The following is a 20,310-nucleotide window of genomic DNA, read 5'->3' on the forward strand; positions in this document are numbered from 1 at the left end:
CCTGCCGCCTGACGGGGCCCGACGGCCCGGACCCCCTCGGCGACCAGGTCGAGCCTCGTGGACACGGCGGGGGCGCACGACGCAGCAGGTCAGGGACGCCCGTCGTCCGGGACGACGTCGAGGACCTCGGCGGTGACGGCCCTCGCCTCCGTGTCGAACTCGGCGTGCAGCACCCGGAACACCTGCTGCGCCCGCTCGGCGGGCCACCCCTCCGGCAGGTGCCGGGCCGGCAGGCGCGGGTCGCGGCGGATCACCCGGCTCCTCTCCGGACGGTGAGCGGCCGGGCTTCGCGGCGTCTTCGACCGCGTCACGTCCTCAGCGGTGGTGATCGCCGCGATGCGCCCTCGCCAGGCGCCTCCCGCGGAGTGACTCCAGGCCAGGCGTCGGCGACCCACAGCGGAGGGTCGCCGGTCGGCCACGCCGACCGTCGTCGAGGAGGCCGCATCCGCCCGCACCGCCGAGCGCGTGGCTCACGTGCAGGCCCACGCTGTGGTACGGGACCTCGACCGGCGTTTCAGCGGAGAGCACCGTCAGCGCAGGACGCGGATGGCGCACCGAGGGCCGGGAGCGGCGGCCAACCGACCGTCCGCCGTGACCAACTCGCGGTTCAACCGCTCGGCCAGTGCCACGTAACAGGCGTCGTGGGCGCTGACGTCGGCGCGCAACTCGAAGGCGCGCCGCACCAGTCGCAGCGTCGGGACACGCTCGAACCGCAGCTGCTGCAGGTGCCCGACGGCAGCCTCGAAGCGCTGGTCGCTCAGCGTGCGACCCAGCCAGCGCTTGCGCAGCACCGACACGGTCTCGACGTCGACCAGATCAGGTGCGGTGACCTGATCGACGGCGCGCAGCTCACCGCGGGCGGCCTCCCCGGCCGCCTGGTCGTCGGCGAGGGCGTTGGCCACGATGGAGGCGTCGACGACGATCACCGCGCTGTCAAGATCGCGTGGCCGTTGCCGTGGCGGGTCCCGCATCGGGACGGACGGCCTGGCGGTCGGCAACGCGGTGTCGGAGGAAGCTTTCGTGGTGGCGCGTGGTGGCCTTGCGCCACCTTCGTGGTGCGCTCGGCGTTCGTCGAGCCGGACAGTGGGCTCACCGCGCCGCGCGCTCGATGGGTCTAGAGCGATGCTGGCGCCCCGACGCGCGGTCAGCAGTCGAACACCGACCAGCAGATGTCGTTTCGCAACCGCTGGTCGTCGAGTACGAGCTCGCGAATCGCCTCAGGGAGCTGGTCACGCTGCCACTGGCACTCGAGTCGCCCTGCGGCCTCGCCCTCGCCTTCCGGCGCGGCAGCACGTGCGGCTCTGATCGCATAGGCGGCCGCACCGAGCTCGTGCGCGGCGACATGGGCGACGGCCCCGGCCTGGCCAGCAGCGTATGCGGCATGCCGTGCTGCCCCACGCAGGTTGCGGGCCGCGCCCATGGCATGGCCGCCCGCTGCGCGAGCCTGGGTCATCTTGACCTCGCCACGTACCCAAGCGCGAGCATGCTCGATCGCCTGACGCGGTCGCGTGTCGTCAGGTTGAGCCGACTCGAAGAGCTCGAGGACGTGCTCCGCGCACGATGCCGCCCAGAGAGCGAGGAGATGGTGGTCCGAACCGGTGAGGGTCCCCCCGCGGCGGATCGTCACCAAACGAGGGTCCCGGACCTTCGGGAGGATCATGGTCGACACTCCTGTCACTTGCACCCCGCCACCCGAGGGCGGCGCACACGCCACCAGGCACGCCCCCGAGTGGAGCCTGCAGACCCAGCGGTCGATCCGTCGACGCGACGTGTTCGCGAGCTTCCGACGCTCGAAGCGTCCGGATCTGCCTGATGGGACGTCCGATCAGTGGTGGTGGCCGTGCCGGCCGAGGGTCTCCACGGGGGTCGCGCCGGGGCGGGTCCACTGCGGCACGGGTCGGCTGGTCGGGCCCCAGGTGGCGACGCCGTCGGCGTCCGAGCGCCAGTACCAGCAGGCCTGGCGGGCGTCGGACGGGTGCCCCTCGCGGACATCGCCGATCACGGGCCAGCCCTCGGGGTTGTCCTCCCATGCCTCGCCGCGGCCGGAGGGCGTCATGTCGAGCAGGCCCAAGGACCCGTTGACCGGCTCGTTGCCACGGCCCGTCGTGGAGTAGGTGAGGAACACGCGGTCGCCGTCACGCAGGAAGCAGGTGATGGAACCCATGCTGCCGCCGACCGGCGCGTCCACGTCGCGCACCGAGTACCAGGGCTGGGTGTAACCCGTGAACTCGACGTAGGAGGCCACCTCGTCCCAACGGCCCGTGGTCAGGACGGCGAACGAGACGCCGCGGGCGTTGAGGTAGACCGCGTCCTTCACGTGCCAGGCCGAGGTGGTGCAGCCCTCGCACTGCCCCTGGTGTGGCGCGCCGTCGTACCACATGTGCTTGTAGACCACGAGCTCGTCGCGGCCCTGGAACAAGTCCAGGAACGGGACCGGGCCGTCGGGTCCGACGACCTCGACCGTCCCGTCGAGCTCCACCATCGGCAGCCGGCGGCGGGTCGCGGCGAGGGCGTCGCCCTCGCGGGTGTGGGCCTTCTCGCGGACCAGGAGCTCGTCACGGGCGGTCTGCCAGGTGGCCAGGTCGACGACGGCCGGGCGGCCGGGCAGCGCGGTGGTCGGGTCGTCCGGCGTGGTCGTCATGGTGTCCTCCGTGGTGTCTCGTGTCGGGCAGCGTCGAACGACGTCCTACGACGGTCACCAGGACAGACTCGCGACCCGGCCGGACCTCATCGCGGCAGGGGGCACCCTCGCCCGAGCCTGCACGGACCACGTCGGGCTGACGAGTTCACGGACGCGTTCCGAGACGCTTCTGGCGCGCTGGACGCGTGAGTGGCGGCTTGGCGCACACACCAGCCCTCTGCAGGTTCATGGCGGTCGGCGATGGTGCGCCCCCGGCCGCAATGCGTGGCCGGGAGGTACAGCGGAACCGCAAGGCCAGCGGTACGGGCTCTTCCCGCCTGATGGCCGGCAGCATCACCGTGGACGTGCTCAGCGACGGCAGCAAGCGCTACCGGTCGCGGTACCGCGATGCCGGGGGCCGACAGCACGAGAAGCGGTTCACGCGCAGGGTCGAGGCCCAGCGCTGGCTCGACGAGCAGACCTCGGCGATCGTCACGCAGACCTGGACGGCGCCGGAGCCGGGCCGGGTGACGGTCGAGGCCTGGACGGCACAGTGGCTGGCCGCGTAGACGCGCCTCAAGCCCAGCACGCTCCCGCTACCGGTCGCTGCTGCGGCCCCAGATCGCGCCGCTGGGGCCAGCACCGCCTGGCCGATGTCACCCACGCAGAGGTCGCCGCCTGGATGGCCCAGCTCGTCGCCGGCGGCCTCGCACCCGCCACGGTGCGCCAAGCGCACCGCGTGCTCGCGCTCATCCTCACCCTCGCCGTCCGCGACGGGCGCATCCCGCACAACCCGGCGACCGGCGTCCCGCTGCCGAGGGCCCGTCGCGCAGAGCCCCGCTTCCTCGCCCGCGAGGAGGTGGAGCGGTTGGCGGACGCAGCGGGGGAGTACGGCGACGTCGTCCGGCTGCTGGCCCACACCGGGCTCCGGTTCGGGGAGATGGCCGCCCTGCGGGTCCGCCGGGTCGACTTCCTGCGCAAGCGGCTCACCGTCGCCGAGAGCGCCACCGAGGTCGGCGGCACCGTCGAGTACGGCGCGCCGAAGACGCACCAGCAGCGCACCGTGCCGATCCCCGGCGTGCTCGTCGAGCCGCTCTCGCGACGCTGCGAGGGCAAGGGCCCGGACGACCTGGTCCTGACCTCGCCGGGTGGTGCGGTGCTGCGCTCGGGCAACTTCCAGCGGCGGTTCTTCGACCCGGCGGCCAAGACGGCCGGGCTGGAGGACCTCAGCCCGCACGACCTCCGGCACACCGCCGCGAGTCTGCTGGTGGCCAGCGGGGCGAACGTCAAGGCGGTCCAGCGGATGCTCGGTCACGCGTCCGCGGCGATGACCCTCGACGTCTACTCCGGGCTCTTCGACGACGACCTCGGCGCGCTCGCCGAACGCATGACCGCCGCCCACGAGGCGTCCGTCACCAGACGTCACGGTGCGTAGTGTGGGCACGGGCCCATCGCCAAGATCGACGATCGAGCTCCGGGTCGCTGACCTGCACGTGTACCGGTGGGGCGGGTGGGGCTCGAACCCACGACCCAGGGATTATGAGGGATCTCAGGGCCCTCCGCTGACCTGCATGATCATCGGTGATTTGCCCTCTGGGCTGCGGTTTCCCCGTTGGCGGTCGATGGCTGGCGACGGCCCGAAACGGTCCTTTTGTGGGCATCGTGTGGGCACGGTGTGGGCACGGTCTATACGCATACAGGGCAGAGGTACGCAGTCCGTGAAGCACGGCGGGAGCTGTCGTGGTCGGTCGTGACCCACGGGAGAGCCCACGTCGGACGTCCCCGAGGACGAAGCCCACGAGGACCCATCGCTCCGTCCGAGCCGTCCTGGGCGGCGAGGAGGCCGCTCCCCGGCCGGCCGAGGGTGCCGGCTGCGCCGGGCCGCCGGAAGGGCGCTGCGCGTCCCTGCGGGATAGGTCTGCGGCCCACCCTTCCCCCGACCCGGCGCAGCCGGAAGAGGCTGGTTGTGGGGAGCGGGCAGAGGTCTGGGAAGACGCCGCGCCGGAACGCCGACAGGGTGGCCACCCGCCCCTGCATCTCCGCCCACGTGGGTCGCCGTTGCGGGTCAGGCGCTACAGGTCGGCGAAGGCGGCGTCGATGAGGCGGACGGGGGGGCGCTGGGCGTCAGGGCGCCGCCCCGACCTGCGGGGCGGTGTTGGGTCCGGCTCACCGGGTGTCGTCGCGAGCGGCTGGTCACCCGCGTCCGGCGGCGAGGCCGGCGTCCAGCTCGGAACGGTCGAAGCCCAAGGCGGTGATCGCCCCGTCGAGGTCGGTGCGGTTCCCGGTGTCGGTGGCTGCCCGGGACAGGATGAGCGCGGTCTCGCGAAGGTCAGACTCCAGGCGGTCGAGAGTCGGTGTAGATCGCAACCCTGTCTCCAGCGTCGTTCACAACGTGACCCTTGGGGACGAGACGGTGGTCAGCCTGCCTGCACGTACGCTCCGATGGCACGGCGGATGGCCTCCGAGACGCTGATGCGTTCCTCGGCAGCGCGCAACAGCAGGGCGCGCTTGAGCTCCGGGTCGAGGCGAACGGACTCGACCGAGGCCGCTGACGAACCGAGCGGCGGGCGTCCGCCGCGACGACGCTGGATCGCCTCGACGTCGTAACCCTGTTCGGCCTCGTCTGCCATCGCCTCGACCGCCTCATCGGTGATGGCACTGCCGTCCCCTCGAGTTCCATGAACCCCCGACATGGTCACCATCCCTTCGGTAGCAGGCTCCGGTACTTCGGTCTCATGCCCATCGCGTGAATGACTGCCGGACCCTGCGGCCGGTCCAGTACAACCAGCTCCAAGAGGTTCCCCGCACGGTCAGGCCCCAGGACCAGATAGCGCAGCGGGTCCTCGCCGACCTCATCGACGGCGAGGGCGCCACGAAGGGCGTGGTGGATGTCCTCGTCGGCGACCCCATGGCGGAACGCCGAGCGGAGGATCTCCACCCACCAAACGTACTACGAAACTGTGCCGGTGGGGGCTCCCCTAACGGTCACGAGATCCTTGGGTGGCCCGAGCCCGCGCCGATCCGAGGTCGGGTATTCACCGCCTGGTCTCGTACCTGGTCAGGAGCACGCCGTCGGGAAACGTCCGGGTCTCCACCAGGTTCAGGTTCACCCAGTTGTCCAGGGCCGTGAAGAACGGCGTGCCGCCGCCCACCAGGACCGGGTGGGTGACGATCGCGTACTCGTCGATCAGCCCGGCCCGCATGGCCGCCGCGGCGAGGGTGGCGCCGCCGACGTCCATGGGACCGCCATCCTCAGTCTTGAGCCGGGTGATCTCGGTGACAGCGTCGCCGGTGACCAGGCGGGTGTTCCAGTCGAGCGCGCTGGTCGTCGAGGAGAACACCACCTTCGGCATGTCCCGCCAGCGGCGGGCGAACTCGATCTGCGCCGGTGTGGCGCCAGGCTGCTGGTCGGCGGTCGGCCAGTGGGAGCTCATCGTCTCCCACAGTTTGCGCCCGTACAGCGCCAGGCCCGTCGCTCCCACCCGGTCGGACCACCACTGGAACAGCTCGTCGCTCGGCACGCTCCAGCCGAGGTCGTCGCCGGGCGCGGCGATGTAGCCGTCCAGGCTCAGGTTCATGCCAAAGGTCAGTTTCCGCATGGCGTAGCCTCCCGTGAGTCGGTATTCGGCGTACAGACCAACACGGCGCGGAAAATTGATCGGTCTGACCACACCGAGGGCCGGTTGACCACCGCGCCAAGCGGATGCTCCGTACGGAAGGGAACGACGACCGGCACAGCGCCCCGTAGGACGACCGGTAAGCGAACCCCAACCGGGAACACCGCAGGACAGAGCGGGTGCCCCTCGCCCGATATCCCGTAAGACCCGCCCGGTGAACCTTCCCGCACCGGGAGGACAACCGGGACACCCTGCCGCCCGGTCGCAGCCTCGTCGTCCGACTGCCGCTCAGCATCCACGCCACCGGGTCGCAGGAGACCGGTGACGCGAGCCGGTACACCGCGGAGCTGATCGTCATCAGCACCTGCAGCCGGGAAGACGGCGACTGCTCTCAGTCGACAGTCGCCGTAAACGACCAACACCATGGCGCCCGCGACGACTTCACGCCCGCCAATCCGGCCTTTCCCGAGCAAGCTCAGGTCTTCACCAAAGAACGGCACGCATGCTACCAATGGAGGTAGACCGGGCCCCGCTTCGCGGGGTGCATCGCCGTTTCTAGGGGTGACCTGTTGGTCATTGTTGGGTGGCATTTAAAATGCGCGGTGGAATGAAGGTGTACGCCGGGGCGCCAGCGGCTGCCCGGGCGTACCTGGGGGCCGACCGCAGCCGGGCCGATGACTACTACCTGGCCGAGGGCACCGGCCTGGCCCGCCGCTTCGTGGCCCGCGACGGGCGGGTGCAGGAGCTCGCGGCGCTCGCGGGGGAGACCTACGAGACGTGGACGGTCGGCCACGATCCGGACACCGGCTCCCCACGAGGGCGGCTGCGCACCGAGGAGCGCGCGGTGGGGTTCGTCGAGGTGGTGGTCAACGGTCCGAAGTCCTGGTCGTTGGCCGCCGCCCTGCACCCGGACATCGCCGTCGCCTACGACGAAGCCCAGGACCGCGCCGCCACCCAGATCATCGGCTGGCTGTCCGGGCACGCCACCACCCGGGTCGGTCCGCGCGGCGGGCAGGTGCAGGTGCCGCTCGAGGGGCTGGAGGCGGTGACGGTGCGGCACTACACCTCCCGCGCCGGAGATCCGCACCGGCACCTGCACCTGCACCTGCAGATCAACGCGAGGGTGTTCGCCGCCGGGCGGTGGCGGGGGCTGCACACCGTCGGCATGCGGGACTTCCTGGCCGCGATCAACGGGATCGGGCATGCCGCGGTCGCCTGCGACCCGCACTTCCGAGCCGCACTCGCCGGCCACGGCTACACGCTCCATGCGACTGGAGAGATGCGGGAGCTTGCCGCCTACGTTGGTCCGTTCAACGCCCGCGCGGCGCAGATCGGCCGGAATCTGGACCGCTACGAACGCGACTGGATCGCCGCGCACCCCGGCGAGCAGCCCGGCCCGGCACTGCGGCGGCCCTGGGACGCCCGCGCGTGGGCCGAGGCCCGCCCCGACAAGGTCATCCCCCGCCCCAGGGCCGCCTTGACCGCGCGGTGGCGGGCCGAGCTGACGGCGCTGGGCTACCGCGACTCGGCACGCCCGGTGGCGCTGGCGCCCACCCCGGTCGGCGCGCTCGACCGCGATGACGTAGTGGAGCGGATGCTGACCCGGCTGGCCGCCGGCCGGTCGGCGTGGAACGCCGCCGACGTCCGCGGTGAGGCGGAACGGTTCATCGCCACCGAAGGCGTCGTCGCAGATCCCGCGGTGCGCATCGAGCTGGCCGAGGACCTCACCACCCGCGCGATGGCCCGCTGCGTCCCACTGCTGGAACGCCATGGGGCGTCCGAGCACGTCCGGGCCTGGACCTCGCCGGCGGTACTGGAGGTCGAGGCCGACCTGACAGCGCGGCTGGCCGCGCGCGGCGCCCACCATGGGCGCGACACCGACTTGCGCCCTGACCCGAGTGCCGAACGGGGTCAGCTGGATGCCGGGCAGGCCGCCGCCGCGGCCGCGCTCGCCGGAAGCCGGCCGCTGGTCGTGGTGGAGGGCGCGGCTGGCGTCGGCAAGACCACCACCCTGGCCGCCACCCGACAGTTGCTCGAGAGGGACGGGCGCCGGCTGGTGGTCGTCACCCCGACGCTGAAGGGGGCCAAGGTCACCGCGGTCGAGGTCGGCGCCGCCGCCGGGTCGGCGGCCTGGCTGGCCCACCAGTACGGCTGGCGGTGGAGCGATGAGGGCGCCTGGACTCGGCTGGCCGCCAGCCGGGCCGACCCGGTCACCGGCACCACCTACGCCGGTCCCGACGAACGCGCGTGTCTGCGGGCGGGCGACCTGCTCGTGGTCGACGAGGCCGGGATGCTCGACCAGGACACCGCCCGCGCGCTGCTGACCGTCGCCGACGAGTGCGCGGTGCGGGTGGCGCTGCTCGGGGACCGGCACCAGCTGTCCGCGGTCGGCCGCGGCGGCGTGCTGGACCTCGCCGTGCGCCACGTCGACCCGACCGCGCACCTGACGCTGCAGGCTGTCCATCGCTTCACCAGCACGGACGGCGCGGGCCTCACCGTCCCCGATGGCGAGTACGCCGACCTCACCCTGGCCATGCGCACCGGTGAGGACCCGGGCGCGGTGTTCGACGCACTGGCCGCCCGCGGCCGGATCCGCCTGCACGCCGACCCGCGGAGCTGCAGGCGGCACTGGCCGCGATCACCGCCGGGCACCACCGCAAGGGCGAACGCGTGGCCGTGGTGGTCGACACCCGCGAGCAGGCCGCCGAGCTGAGCACCGCGATCCGGCAGCGGCTGGTCGCCGACGGCCGCGTCGACGACCTCCGGGCCGCGGTCACCGGGTCAGGGCAGCGGATCGGCGCCGAGAACCGGATCGTCACCCGCCGCAACGACCGCGCCTTCGGGGTGGCTAACCGCGACACCTGGACCGTCGTCGCCGTCGGCCCCCACGGGGAGCTGACCGTCGTCCCGGGCGATGTCACCCCGGACGACGCCGTTCCTCCGGGTGCCGCCTCGTCGAGGGCGGGGGAGCGGGTGCTGCTCGCCGGCTACGTCACCTGCCATGTCGAGCTGGCCTACGCCAGCACCGCGCACGGGGCGCAGGGTGACACCGTCACCACCGCGCACGTGGTGATCGGCGAGCACACCGGCGCGGCGTCGGCCTACGTCGGGATGACCCGCGGGCGCACCGCCAACACCGCCAACACCGCCCACCTGGTCGCCACCGACCCAGCCGCCGCACGCGAGCAGTGGATCGCCGGCGTCCGTCACCAGACGTCACGGTGCGTAGTGTGGGCACCGTGTGGGCGCGGGCCCATCGCCAAGATCGACGATCGAGTTCCGGGCCGCTGACCTGCACGTGTACCGGTGGGGCGGGTGGGGCTCGAACCCACGACCCAGGGATTATGAGTCCCGTGCTCTGACCGGCTGAGCTACCGCCCCGGTGGCCCCAGCCTGCCAGACCGCCGTCCGGTGCGGCGGCCTGCGTCCGGGGAGGCCGTGGTCGCGTCGACCGCCGTCCGCGCCTGCCCGCGGAGCGCATCGGAGCCGGCCCTCCCCGCCGCCGCCATCCGGGCCGACCCGCGCGCCAGGGCGTCCGGGCTCGACCCGGATGGGCCGGCAGCGCGCCGACCGGGCGGTGCCGGACAGGGGCGCAGCAGCACCCGAACGGGTGATCGGCCGCCCACTGTGTGCGATGTCACTCGGGACGCCGGTCACGCCGGTCCGATCCGCGCGGTGAGCGCGGGACGGACGGGGCAGATGAGGCAGGCGCGGGCGTCCTCGCAGGTCGGCCGCCAGGTCTCCTGACCCGCGCCGCCAGCGGGCCGCGGTCCTCCGGTCACCGGGTGTCGCGAGATCGGCAAGGAGGCGCACGCGGTGCGTTACTCGATCGTGACCGACGGGGTTACGCCGTAGTAGCTTTCCCGACGGCCTCGCCGGGCTACTGCTCCTCGACACCCGAGGGCCCCGGCCGGGCCCCGCCGAACCGCCGACGTCCGGAGCCGGACCGAGGCGGACCGGGGACCCACCGATCCACTGGGGTGAGTCCCGCCTGCGCTCCGGGCGCAGGCGGGTAGGGCGCCGTCCGGCCCGAACCCGTCAGCTAACTCGGTAGGCGGTCGCGAGGATGGGAGAACCGTCGCCTTGGCGACCCTGCACCACCTGACCACCCTGCGCGGCCCCCGCCGGGCCGCCGTCGTCAGCGCTGTGGTCGCCGGTCTGCTGGCCGGCGTGCCCGCCGCCTCCGCCGCTCCCACCAGCGCCGCCTCGGAGCAGGCGCAGCTCGCCGAGCAGGTGGCCCGCATCGAGGACCAGGTCGCGGCCGCCGAGGAGCAGCTCCAGCGGATGACCGTGGAGGCCGAGGCCGCCGCCGACGCCGCCCTGGTCGCCCGCGCCCAGCTGGCCGCCGGTCAGGCCGAAGCCGCCCGGACCGCCGCGGAGCTGGCCGACGCCCGGGCCGACGTCGCCGGCGCCGAGGAGGACATCGTCGACCTGAGCCGCGAGGCCTTCATGGGCGCCGACGACCGCTACGGCGACATCGAACTGATCCTGGACGCGCACAGCCCCACCGAGCTGCTGCAGCAGGCCGCCACCATGGAGGTCATCGGCGACCACCGCGCCGAGCGGCTGCAGGAGTTCCTCGCCGTCGAGCAGCGGGTCGACGAGGCCGACCGCGCCGCCCGGGCCGCCGTCGTCCACCTCGACGAGCTGGCCCGCGCGGCCGACGAGGCCGAGGCCGCCGCCGACGCCCACCTGGCGCAGGCACGCGCAGAGCACGACGCCCGCGCCGCGGAGAAGGCCGCCCTCGACGCGCAGCTGCGCTCGGCCGGTGAGCGCCTGCTCGCCGCCCAGGGCGCTGCGGACCCGGGCGCCGCCTGGACCGAGCGTCAGGTCCAGCAGCAGGCGCTGGCCGGCGCGCAGAGCACCTCCGGCATGCCCGCCGCCGGGCGGGTGACCTCCTGCTACGGCCCGCGCTGGGGGACCGTGCACCAGGGCGTCGACATCGCCGCGCCCATCGGCACCCCGATCTTCGTGCCCGCCGACGGCGTCGTCCTGCAGGCCGGCCCGGCCAACGGCTTCGGCCAGGCGGTGTACGTGCAGCACGGCGACGGCCGGATCACCCTCTACGGCCACGTCAGCCGGTACTTCGTCGGCGCCGGCCAGGTGGTGACCGCCGGCCAGCAGATCGCCGAGGTCGGCAACGAGGGCCAGTCGACCGGGCCGCACCTGCACTTCGAGGTGCACCAGGGCGGGCTGTACGCCGACCGGGTCGACCCGATGCCGTGGCTGCGTGCCCACGGCATCGACCTGGGCGGCGCCTGCTGAGGCAAGTCGTGAGGCACGAGCGGAGGCCTCGAGCGTCCCCGTCCCGGGTCCCGCCGCGAGCTCGCGAGCGGCGGGGGGCAGGGAGGTCCGCTGTCAGCGGCGGCCGCGCAGCCGGCCGAGCAGCCCCCCGGCGCTGCCGAGGGTGCGGGCGGCGAGCTGCAGGATCGGCCCGCCCGGGATGCCCGGTGCGGTCTGCACGATCGGCGCCAGCGCCATCAGCCCACCCAGCTCGTGCACCCGCAGCCGCCGCCGGGTCAGCGCGACGACGGGGTTGACCCGCCCGGACGCCGCCTCGAGCAGCAGGTCGGCCGGCGCCTCCACCGCCGTCCCGCCCGGGTACCCGCCGGCCACCCGGTGGACGGTCCAGCCGCGGTCGTCGGCGGCGGCGAAGGCCCACCCGCCGTCCGGGGTGGCGAGGGTGGCGCCCCCGGTGATGTGCTCGCGGGCCGCCAGCGCCCCGGTCACGTCGGCCAGCGCGGCCAGCCCGGCCTGCAGCACGGACGCCGGGGCCGGCGGCGCGCCGCACGGCACCATGTCCAGCCCGTGCACCGCGAGCTCGTACGCCTGGCCCAGGACGACGCTGAGCAGCGGCAGCCGCCCGACCACGGCCACCGCCGGCGCGGTGTCGAGCTCCCGCGGCTCGTCGGCGAGGTAGTGGGCGGTGGCGTCCCGGTTGCGCCGCAGCGCGGCCAGCACCTCCCCCCGGGAGGCGTCCCGGTGCGCGGCGGTGACCCGCGCGTTGGTGGCGTCGACGTCGGGCGGCGTGCCCGTGCCCCCGGCGCGGGCGGAGGCGATCAGGTCGGCCAGCGCGGTGTGGTCGTCCCAGCAGCCCAGGTGCACGCAGACCTCGTGCGCCCGCCAGCCGGGCAGCCGGGTCGGCCGGTCGAGATCGACCGCCGCGGCTTGCTCGAGGAAGGCGTCCCACGCGCCGAGCACCATCCCGCCGACCTCGTCGCGTTCCGCATCGGCCATCCCGTGGTGGCGGGCCGTGCCGTCGGATCGTGCCGTGCCGTCGGATCGGGTCATGCCCGGCCCCTACCCGACGCCGCCGGGTGCCAGGCGCGGCTCGGGTCCGCCGACCCCTTGCCCGGTGCCGGCGCCACGCGCAGCCTGGTCGCATGACGCGCAGCGGGACGACGCGGGGGACGGTGGTGCGCTGGGACGACGCCCGGCGGGCCGCGATCGTGGAGGCGCCGGAGCTGCCCGGCGGGTGCTGGGTCCCGGCGTCCGTCGTCGAGAGCCCCCGGGGCGACACCCTGCGGGCCGGGCAGGTGGTCGACGTCGACTGGACCGAGCCGGGAGAGGAGGGGCTGCCCTTCCGGGCCACGCGGGTGGTGCCCCGCGAGGACCTGCAGGCCACCTTCGGCGCCTGAGGCCCCTCTCGCGGGGGAGGGCCGGCATCAAGGTCGAGCCGCTCCGCGCCGATGGGCACCGTCGTGGACGGACGAGCGGGCCGGCGGCGTCGCCGCGCAGGGGACACCCCCGCGCGTGGCGCGCGCCGGGTCGGGGTCGCCCTGCGCGCCGGCCTCTACCGGCAGCTGGCCGAGGACGCCGACCGCGCCGCCTACTGGGTCCACCACGTCCGCCTGGGCATCGGGCTCTCCGAGGTCGCCGCCCTGGCCGTCGGCGGCTACGCGGTGCTCACGCCCGGCACGCCCGCGCGGAGCGTGACCCTGCTGGTGCTGGCGTCGGTCGTGGTCGTCGGGACGCCGCTGCTGGCCCTGCTGCCGCTGGCCGACATGGTGCGCGGACCCCGCGGCAGCCTGCTGTTCTACGGCTGGAGCGTCGGGGTCACCGTGCTCGTCGCCATCGGCTCCCGGGTGGACGGCGGCGCGACCAGCCCGCTGTTCGTGCTGCTGTTCCTGGTGCTGGGCTTCATGGCGGTCGCCTACCCGCCGTGGGGCGTGGTGGTCATCGGTGCGCTGATGACGGGCAGCTACCTCGTCTGCGTGTCGCGGCCCGGCTGGACCTCCTCGGGTGCGGACTCCTCGGCGGCCTTCACCGCCGTGGTCATGGCCACCTACACCGTGCTGTGCGCCATGGCCTCGGCCAACCACTGGGACGCCCACGACCGGCAGGCACTGCTGCTGCGCACCTCCGAGGTGCTGGCCGCCACGGACCCGCTCACCGGTGCCCTCAACCGCAGGGCCTTCCTCGACCGCCTCGACGCGGCAGTTGCGGCCGCGGGAACCGGTCGCGCGGCGGTGGTCTGCCTCGTCGACCTCGACGGGTTCAAGGGCGTCAACGACCGCGACGGCCACGCCGCCGGCGACGCCGTCCTGCGCGCGGTCACCGCGGCCCTCACCGGCGTCGTCCGCGCGAGCGACGCCGTGGCCCGACTGGGTGGCGACGAGTTCGCCGTCCTCGCCGAGGGCGACGGAGCGGGGGACGGCGAGGACGACGGCGAGGACGACGGCGAGGACGACGGCGAGGACCTGGCCACCCGGCTGCGCGACGCCGTGGCGGGGATCGGCGCCGGGTGCGGCGTCACGGCCAGCGTGGGCACCACGCCGGTCCGACCCGGTGACGACCAGCACGAGGTCCTCGGCCGTGCCGACCGGGCCATGTACCGGGCCAAGGCCGCCGGCGGCAACCGGACGACCGCCCTCGGCGGGTGACCACACCGGGGTGTCGCCGCTGCGGAGGTCGGACCGTGCCCACTACGGTCCGTGAACGGCAGCCGGGCGGTGCCGGGGCGCCGGGGGACCGGCTGTGGGCGGCCGGGGGAGATCCTGTGGACGTCCTGTGGGGTGCGGCGGGCGCGCTGGACGGCGCACCGGACGACGTGGTGTCCGCGCTGACCAGCGATGAATGGTCCGGTCCGTGACCATCCGTCACATGTGACCCATCTGCACCGACTCCACTGGCGCGATGGGGGGATCTTCGTGCAAACTGTCCCCAGGACCCCGGGTCCGAGATCGTCGAACACAGCCTGTCACCGAATCGATCGTCCGTTGGGGAAGACGAGACCGATCGAGTCGATGGAGGTGCCCCGTGCAGCGACGGTCTACCCAGGGTGTCGTCTTCGTGCACGCGTGCCCGAAGGCGCTCTGCCAGCACGTCGAGTGGGCGCTCGAACGCGTCGTCGGCGCGCCGGTCTCCCTGTCGTGGGCCGATCAGCCCGCGGCCCACGGTTCCTACCGTGCCGAGGTCGCCTGGACCGGCGCCCCCGGTACGGGCGCCAAGCTCGTCACCGCGCTGCGCGCGTGGCCGATGCTGCGCTTCGAGGTGACCGAGGAGGCCAGCCACGGCAACGACGGCGAGCGCATGTCGTACGTGCCCGGCCACGGCGTCTACCGCGCACCCACCAGCGCCAACGGCGACCTGGTCGTCAGCGAGCAGCAGCTGCGCCACCTCGCCGCCACCGCGACCTCCATCGAGGCGTTCCGGCACGGCGTCGACCAGCTGCTCGGCGCCGCCTGGGACGCCGACCTCGAGGTCTACCGGCACGCCGGTGACGGCAGCCCGGTGACCTGGCTGCACCAGGTCGTCTAGGTCCCGGTGCAGGAGCCCGGCACGAGCTCGGGAGCGGGGGCAGGGGGTCCTTCGACTTCATCACGATCCGACTACGACCGAGCGGTGCCCCCCGCGCTCCCGTCGTAGGCTGAGGCCGGTCGTCCGGACGTCGGCGGGGAAGCGGCGTCCGGACGACCACAGGCTCCCCGCCCGGGCCCGGTACCTCGACCGAGGTACCGGGCCCGGGCGCGTCAGAGCCAGGTGGTGCCGTGCTCGCCGCCGCCGGTGCCAGACGCCGCTCCCCGGGTCGGAGGCGGGCGTGCCCGGTCCGCCCGGGCAGGGCCCTGCCCGGGCGGGACTGTGCGGGAGCGGCTCAGGCCGAGGTGAACACCAGCGCGATGTTGTGGCCGCCGAAGCCGAAGGAGTCGTTGACCGCGGCGGAGAACCGGGCCTGCCGGGGCTCGTGGCGCACGATGTCGAGGGCCTGCACGGCCGGGTCGTCGTCGGGGTCGTCGAGGTTGGCCGTCGCCGGCACCACCTGCTCGCGCAGAGCGAGGACGGTGAACACCGACTCCAGCGCGCCGGCGGCACCGAGCAGGTGCCCGGTCTGGCTCTTGGTGGCCGTCACCAGCACGTGCTCGCCGAGCGCGCCGCGGATCGCGGCGGCCTCGGCGGTGTCGCCGACCGGGGTCGAGGTGGCGTGCGCGTTGACGTGGCCGATGTCGGCAGGGGTCAGACCGGCGTCGCGGACGGCCGCGGCGATCGCCCGGCCGGCGCCCTCGCCCTCCGGGTGCGGGGCGACGAGGTCGTAGCCGTCGGCGGTGGCGCCCGCGCCGGCCAGCCGGGCGTGCACCCGGGCGCCGCGGGCCGCAGCGGCGTCGGCCCGCTCGAGCACCATGGCGGCCGCGCCCTCGCCCAGCACGAAGCCGTCGCGCCCCTTGTCGAAGGGCCGGGAGGCGCGCTCGGGTTCGTCGTTGCGGGTGCTCATCGCCCGCATGGCGGAGAACCCGGCCATGGGCAGCGGGTGCACGCACGCCTCGGCGCCGCCCACCAGCACGACGTCCGCCCGGTCGAAGCGCAGCAGGTCCAGGCCCCAGCGGATCGCCTCGGCCCCGGACGCGCAGGCGCTGACCGGCGCGTGCGCACCGCCCCGGGCGCCGATCGCCAGGCCGACGGCGGCGGCCGGGCCGTTGGGCATGAGCATCGGGATGGTGTGCGGGGAGACCCGCCGGGGGCCCTTCTCCTCCAGGACGTCGTCCTGGCCGAGCAGGGTCAGCGCCCCGCCGATGCCGGTGCCGAAGACGACGGCCACCCGCTCGGGGGCGACGCCGGCGTCGGCCGCCCCGGAGTCGCGCCAGGCCTCCTCGGCGGCGATGAGGGCCACCTGCTGGCTGCGGTCGAGCCGGCGGACGCGGACGCGGTCGAGCCGCTCGGTCGGCTCGGCGGCCAGCCGGGCGACCAGCTGGGCCGGGAAGTCCTGCACCCAGGCGTCGGTGATCCGGCTGACCCCCGACCGCCCGGCCAGCAGTGCGTCCCACGTGCTGGCCACGTCCCCACCGAGGGGGCTGGTGGCACCGAGGCCGGTGACGACGACGTCGCCGACGGACGTGCTCATGACGGGTTCCTCCTGGAACGTGCGGCCGGGGCCGGCGGTCGGCCACCCTTCAGGGGCCCACGCCGAGCCTGCGAGGCGTGAGGGGAAGGGTGGTCCTCTTACTGGTTCTTCTGGATGTAGCTGAGGGCGTCGCCGACGGTCTTGATGTTGCCCAGCTCGTCGTCGGGGATGGCGACGCCGAACTTGTCCTCGACCGCGGTGGCGATCTCGACCATCGACAGCGAGTCGACGTCGAGGTCCTCCGTGAACGACTTCTCCGGGGTGGCGTCGGCGGGAGCCACGCCCGCGACCTCCTCCAGGATCTCGGCCAGACCGGTCTGGATGTCCTCGCTCACGCGCAGGTCCTCTCTCTCGGGTGGGGCGGGGGTCCCCGCCGTCGGGCCGTTCGTGGCCCGGGGTCTGTGCAGTGCCCGTCAGGGCAGGCGGAACACCTGGCCGGCGAAGGTGAGCCCGGCGCCGTAGCCGAGCACCAGCGCGAGGTCGCCGCTCCTGGCCTCGCCGGACTCCAGCAGCGCGGTCAACGCCAGCGGGATCGACGCGGCCGAGGTGTTGCCCGACTGGACGATGTCGCGGGCGACCACCGTCCGCTCGCTCAGGCCCAGGCGCCGGGTCATCGACTCGACGATGCGCAGGTTGGCCTGGTGCGGGGCGAACACGTCGATGTCCTTGGGCCCGACGCCGGCGCTCTCCATCGCCTCGACGAGAGCCTCGGTGAGCTTGGTGGTGGCCCAGCGGTAGACGGCCTGGCCGGCCATCGTCATCGTCGAGCGGCCCGCGGCGATCTCGATCGCGTTGTACTGGTCGCCGTCGCTGCCCCAGGCCACTGGCCCGATGCACGGCTCGTCGGCCGCGCCGACGACCGCGGCGCCGGCGCCGTCGGCGAAGATCACCGCGGTCGAGCGGTCGGTCTGGTCGAGGACGTCGGTCAGCCGCTCGACGCCGATGACCAGCGCGTTGCGGGCCGACCCGCTGCGGATGGCGTCGGAGGCCACCGCCAGGGCGTAGCAGAAGCCGGCGCATCCGGCGTTGAGGTCGAAGGCCCCGGGCCGGGGGATGCCGAGCCGGTGGGCGACCTGCGGACCGATGCCGGGGATGGGCGCCCGCAGGCTCGCGCTGGCCAGGATCACCAGGTCGACCTGGTCGGGGTCCAGCCCGCTGGCGGCCAGGGCCTTGCCGCCGGCCGCGACGGCCATCTCGACCAGCGTCTCGTCCTCCGACGCCCAGCGCCGCTCGGCGATGCCGACCCGGGTCTGGATCCACTCGTCGCTGGTGTCCATCACCTGTGCCAGCTCGTGGTTGCTGACCCGCCGGCGCGGCCGGTAGGCGCCGAACCCGAGGATGCGCGCGCCGGGTGCGCCCGCCTTCAGCTGGATGGTCGTCACTCTGCACCCTCCGGGTAGAGACGGGCGATCGGGTCCCCGGCGTCGATCAGCTCGCGGGCGCGGTCGAGGTCGGCCGGCCCGGCGATCGCCAGGACCTCGACGGGTGCGTCCTTGCCCCCCCACTCGCGCTTGGCCAGCCCGGCCAGCGCACCGGCGGGCGGCAGCTCGATGGCGGCGGTGACGCCCAGCTCGCGCATCGTGGCCAGGCAGGCGTCGAAACGCACCGGGCTGGTGACCTGGCTGACCAGCCGGGACAGGGCCTCGGCCCCGGAGGTCACCGCGGCGCCGTCGGCGTTGGAGAGCAGCAGCCGGCTGGGGTCGGCCGGGCGCAGCCCGCCGACGAGGCCCTCGAGCTCGGCACGGGCCGGGGCCATGTACTCGGTGTGGAAGGCGCCGGCCACCGACAGCGGCAGCACCCGCGCCTTGGCGGGGGGAGCGGCCTTCAGCTCGGCGAGCCCCTCCAGCGGACCGGCGACGACGAGCTGCCCGCCGCCGTTCACGTTGGCCGGGACCAGGCCGTGCTTCTCGAGCGTGGCGGCGACCTCGTCGGGGTCGCCGCCCATGACGGCGGCCATCCCGGTCGGGGTCCGCGCGCAGGCGGCGGCCATCGCCCGGCCGCGGACGGCGGTCAGCGCGATCGCCGCCTCGACGGAGAGCACCCCCGCGAGGGCGGCCGCGGTCAGCTCGCCGACGCTGTGCCCGGCGACGACGACGTCGCGGCCGGCCTGCGGCGGGTGTGCGACCGGGCCGGGCAGCCCGCCGAGCTCGCGGGCGACGAACAGGCTCATCGCGACCACCAGCGGCTGGGTGACCGCGGTGTCCCTGATGGCCTCGGCGTCGCCGGTGGTGCCCAGCGCGAGCAGGTCGGCGTCGGCGATCGCGCCGGCCCAGCGGAAGAAGGGCTCGGCTCCCGGGAGCTCGAGCCAGTCGGTCAGCATCCCGGGCTTCTGCGCACCCTGTCCGGGGGCGAGGACGGCCAGCACCTCTCCACCGTGCCAGGGTGGGAGCCCCCGTGTGGTGGCGGGCGGCACGAAAGCAGGCGGCCGCCTCTTGGAGGGTTCCTACAACGGATCCGGGTTGGCCGGGCTGTCCTGCGAGTGGCCGTGGTGGGAACCACACTGTCCACGGAGGTCCTCAGTGCCAGAGCGAGCGCTCCGGGTCGAGGGCGGTGAGGGCCAGGGCGACCTGCAGCGTCCAGCTCCCGCGCGGGTCGGTCGCCGACATCCCGGTGAGCTCGGCGGCCCGCTTGAGCCGGTAGCGCACGGTGTTGGGGTGGACGAACAGCGCCCGCGCGCTGGCCTCCAGGTTGCCCCCGCCGGCGAGCACCGCGCGCACCGTCTCCAGCACCTCGCCGCCGGCCGTCTGCAGGGGCAGGGCGACCCGCTCGTGCAGCGTCGCCCGGGCGATCGGGTCGCCGTCGAGGGCGCGCTCGGCCAGCAGCGCGTCGGCCGCCACCGGCCGGGGGGCGCCCGGCCAGGCCCGGGCGGCGCGCAGGCCGGCGAGGGCGGCCGCCGCGGAGTCCCCGGCCCGGCCGAGTGAGTCGACCACCGGCCCCACCACCACCGGCCCGGGGGCGAACTCGTCGCTGAGCCGCTCGGCGACCGAGGCGAGGTCGTCCGCGCCGCCGAGGACGACGACCAGCTGGTCGGCGTGCACGCCGACGAGGACCTCGCTGCGCACCTGCCGGGCGGCCCGCCGGGTCGCGCCGTGCACGTCGCCGTCCCGCGGGGCCGCGCCGACGAGCACGGTGACCGGGCTCATCGCCGCCCAACCCAGCGCCGAGGCGCGGCCGGACAGCTCCTCGGAGCGCTCGCCGCGGACCAGGGCGTCGACGACGAGAGCCTCCAGCCGCGCGTCCCAGGCGCCGCGGCTCTCGGCGAAGCTGGCGTAGACGTGCGCGGTGGCGAAGGCGACCTCGCGGCTGAACTGCAGCACGGCCAGCCGCAGCGCGTCGGCGTCCCCGGGCTCGGCGACGGTGTCGACGAAGTCGTCCATGACCTCCACGGTGACCTTGACCAGGTCGACGGTGTGCTTGAGCGGCACCACGCGGGCCAGCTCGCGAGGGGCGGCGCCGAAGACCTCCCCGGTCAGCCGCGGCGGCCGGGACGGGTTGCGGCACCACTCCACGAGCGAGGCGATACCGGCCTGCGCGACGAGCACGACCCAGGAGCGCTGGTCGGCGGGCATGGTGCGGAACCAGGACAGCTCGTCGTCCATCCGGGCCACGGCGCGGGTGGCCAGGGACCCGGAGGCGCGTTCGAGCCGCCGGAGGGTCGCGGCGGACGGCGGGCGGGAGCTCACCCGGTCGGACACGCTGCCAGCGTGTCACGGGACGCCGTGTCGTGGGATCCGATG

The 20,310-nt window shown here is 74.4% G+C and carries 20 protein-coding genes, 1 tRNA gene, 1 pseudogene and 1 riboswitch; of the genes and pseudogenes, 8 read left to right on the forward strand and 14 right to left on the reverse strand.

Annotated features, from left to right (window positions below; translation table 11 throughout):
• Nucleotides 1-89: 89 nt before the first annotated feature.
• From DQ238_RS23005 to DQ238_RS03885, 4 genes are all read right to left on the reverse strand, one after another.
• Nucleotides 90-254 (reverse strand): PaaX family transcriptional regulator C-terminal domain-containing protein, encoded by a 165-nt coding sequence (locus DQ238_RS23005; RefSeq protein ID WP_199506118.1) that lies wholly within the window; start codon nucleotides 252-254, stop codon nucleotides 90-92.
• 276 nt (nucleotides 255-530) lie between these two features.
• Nucleotides 531-926, reverse strand: coding sequence for a type II toxin-antitoxin system VapC family toxin (locus DQ238_RS03875; RefSeq protein WP_158550711.1), 396 nt, complete (start codon nucleotides 924-926; stop codon nucleotides 531-533).
• Between the two features lie 218 nt (nucleotides 927-1,144).
• Nucleotides 1,145-1,660: a putative immunity protein gene (locus DQ238_RS03880; protein ID WP_113780004.1), complete on the reverse strand. Its 516-nt coding sequence runs from the start codon at nucleotides 1,658-1,660 to the stop codon at nucleotides 1,145-1,147.
• A 165-nt stretch (nucleotides 1,661-1,825) separates the two neighbouring features.
• Nucleotides 1,826-2,641 (reverse strand): DUF899 family protein, encoded by an 816-nt coding sequence (locus DQ238_RS03885; RefSeq protein ID WP_113780005.1) that lies wholly within the window; start codon nucleotides 2,639-2,641, stop codon nucleotides 1,826-1,828.
• A gap of 320 nt (nucleotides 2,642-2,961) precedes the next feature.
• Between DQ238_RS03885 and DQ238_RS23495 the strand changes: the two genes are divergently transcribed.
• Together DQ238_RS23495 and DQ238_RS03890 are read left to right on the forward strand one after the other, a co-directional pair.
• Complete coding sequence (locus tag DQ238_RS23495; protein WP_233495685.1) at nucleotides 2,962-3,189, forward strand: hypothetical protein; 228 nt, start codon at nucleotides 2,962-2,964, stop codon at nucleotides 3,187-3,189.
• 113 nt (nucleotides 3,190-3,302) lie between these two features.
• Complete coding sequence (locus tag DQ238_RS03890) at nucleotides 3,303-4,055, forward strand: site-specific integrase (RefSeq protein ID WP_233495686.1); 753 nt, start codon at nucleotides 3,303-3,305, stop codon at nucleotides 4,053-4,055.
• Between the two features lie 982 nt (nucleotides 4,056-5,037).
• On the opposite strand, the gene DQ238_RS03895 is transcribed toward DQ238_RS03890, so the two are convergent.
• From DQ238_RS03895 to DQ238_RS03905, 3 genes are all read right to left on the reverse strand, one after another.
• Nucleotides 5,038-5,313, reverse strand: coding sequence for a ribbon-helix-helix domain-containing protein (locus DQ238_RS03895; RefSeq protein WP_113780152.1), 276 nt, complete (start codon nucleotides 5,311-5,313; stop codon nucleotides 5,038-5,040).
• 2 nt (nucleotides 5,314-5,315) lie between these two features.
• Nucleotides 5,316-5,558, reverse strand: coding sequence for a hypothetical protein (locus tag DQ238_RS03900; RefSeq protein WP_113780006.1), 243 nt, complete (start codon nucleotides 5,556-5,558; stop codon nucleotides 5,316-5,318).
• Between the two features lie 97 nt (nucleotides 5,559-5,655).
• Nucleotides 5,656-6,219 carry a dihydrofolate reductase family protein gene (locus tag DQ238_RS03905; RefSeq protein WP_113780007.1) on the reverse strand — a complete coding sequence of 188 codons (564 nt, stop codon included), beginning with the start codon at nucleotides 6,217-6,219 and terminating at the stop codon, nucleotides 5,656-5,658.
• Between the two features lie 625 nt (nucleotides 6,220-6,844).
• Between DQ238_RS03905 and mobF the strand changes: the two are divergent.
• A pseudogene (gene mobF / locus DQ238_RS03910) lies at nucleotides 6,845-9,435 on the forward strand (MobF family relaxase); the annotation flags it as partial.
• Nucleotides 9,436-9,544: 109 nt separating this feature from the next.
• Here the strand turns inward: mobF and DQ238_RS03915 are convergent.
• Nucleotides 9,545-9,618, reverse strand: a tRNA-Ile gene (locus DQ238_RS03915).
• 548 nt (nucleotides 9,619-10,166) lie between these two features.
• Nucleotides 10,167-10,309: riboswitch (cyclic di-AMP (ydaO/yuaA leader) on the forward strand.
• An 11-nt stretch (nucleotides 10,310-10,320) separates the two neighbouring features.
• On the opposite strand from DQ238_RS03915, the gene DQ238_RS03920 reads away from it, so the two are divergent.
• Entirely contained in the window at nucleotides 10,321-11,502 is a 1,182-nt protein-coding gene (locus DQ238_RS03920; RefSeq protein ID WP_113780008.1) for a peptidoglycan DD-metalloendopeptidase family protein, read from the forward strand.
• A gap of 93 nt (nucleotides 11,503-11,595) precedes the next feature.
• Here the strand turns inward: DQ238_RS03920 and DQ238_RS03925 are convergent, their stop codons facing one another.
• Nucleotides 11,596-12,528 carry a maleylpyruvate isomerase N-terminal domain-containing protein gene (locus DQ238_RS03925; protein WP_113780009.1) on the reverse strand — a complete coding sequence of 311 codons (933 nt, stop codon included), beginning with the start codon at nucleotides 12,526-12,528 and terminating at the stop codon, nucleotides 11,596-11,598.
• Between the two features lie 92 nt (nucleotides 12,529-12,620).
• Between DQ238_RS03925 and DQ238_RS03930 the strand changes: the two genes are divergently transcribed.
• The 4 genes from DQ238_RS03930 (at nucleotide 12,621) to DQ238_RS03940 (ending at nucleotide 14,997) form a co-directional block, all read left to right on the forward strand.
• The gene (locus tag DQ238_RS03930; RefSeq protein WP_113780010.1) at nucleotides 12,621-12,875 is read left to right on the forward strand and encodes a hypothetical protein; all 255 of its coding nucleotides are present in this window, start codon (nucleotides 12,621-12,623) and stop codon (nucleotides 12,873-12,875) included.
• 51 nt (nucleotides 12,876-12,926) lie between these two features.
• A complete protein-coding gene (locus DQ238_RS24195; protein WP_113780011.1) occupies nucleotides 12,927-14,120 on the forward strand; it encodes a diguanylate cyclase in 1,194 nt (397 codons plus the stop codon).
• 35 nt (nucleotides 14,121-14,155) lie between these two features.
• Nucleotides 14,156-14,329: a hypothetical protein gene (locus DQ238_RS22695; RefSeq protein ID WP_158550712.1), complete on the forward strand. Its 174-nt coding sequence runs from the start codon at nucleotides 14,156-14,158 to the stop codon at nucleotides 14,327-14,329.
• 167 nt (nucleotides 14,330-14,496) lie between these two features.
• Nucleotides 14,497-14,997 (forward strand): DUF3145 domain-containing protein, encoded by a 501-nt coding sequence (locus DQ238_RS03940; protein WP_113780012.1) that lies wholly within the window; start codon nucleotides 14,497-14,499, stop codon nucleotides 14,995-14,997.
• 334 nt (nucleotides 14,998-15,331) lie between these two features.
• On the opposite strand, the gene DQ238_RS03945 is transcribed toward DQ238_RS03940, so the two are convergent.
• From DQ238_RS03945 to DQ238_RS03965, 5 genes are all read right to left on the reverse strand, one after another.
• Nucleotides 15,332-16,573 (reverse strand): beta-ketoacyl synthase, encoded by a 1,242-nt coding sequence (locus tag DQ238_RS03945; protein WP_113780013.1) that lies wholly within the window; start codon nucleotides 16,571-16,573, stop codon nucleotides 15,332-15,334.
• A gap of 98 nt (nucleotides 16,574-16,671) precedes the next feature.
• Nucleotides 16,672-16,914, reverse strand: coding sequence for an acyl carrier protein (locus tag DQ238_RS03950; RefSeq protein ID WP_199506134.1), 243 nt, complete (start codon nucleotides 16,912-16,914; stop codon nucleotides 16,672-16,674).
• Nucleotides 16,915-16,986: 72 nt separating this feature from the next.
• Nucleotides 16,987-17,955: a beta-ketoacyl-ACP synthase III gene (locus tag DQ238_RS03955; protein ID WP_113780015.1), complete on the reverse strand. Its 969-nt coding sequence runs from the start codon at nucleotides 17,953-17,955 to the stop codon at nucleotides 16,987-16,989.
• A complete protein-coding gene (locus DQ238_RS03960) occupies nucleotides 17,952-18,938 on the reverse strand; it encodes an ACP S-malonyltransferase (RefSeq protein ID WP_113780016.1) in 987 nt (328 codons plus the stop codon). Before DQ238_RS03960 ends, DQ238_RS03955 begins: the two co-directional genes overlap by 4 nt.
• 151 nt (nucleotides 18,939-19,089) lie before the next feature.
• Nucleotides 19,090-20,268: a CdaR family transcriptional regulator gene (locus DQ238_RS03965; RefSeq protein WP_113780017.1), complete on the reverse strand. Its 1,179-nt coding sequence runs from the start codon at nucleotides 20,266-20,268 to the stop codon at nucleotides 19,090-19,092.
• Nucleotides 20,269-20,310 lie beyond the last annotated feature (42 nt).

Source organism: Geodermatophilus sp. TF02-6, from assembly GCF_003319115.1.
In the GTDB taxonomy this organism is placed as follows: Bacteria; Actinomycetota; Actinomycetes; order Mycobacteriales; family Geodermatophilaceae; genus Geodermatophilus.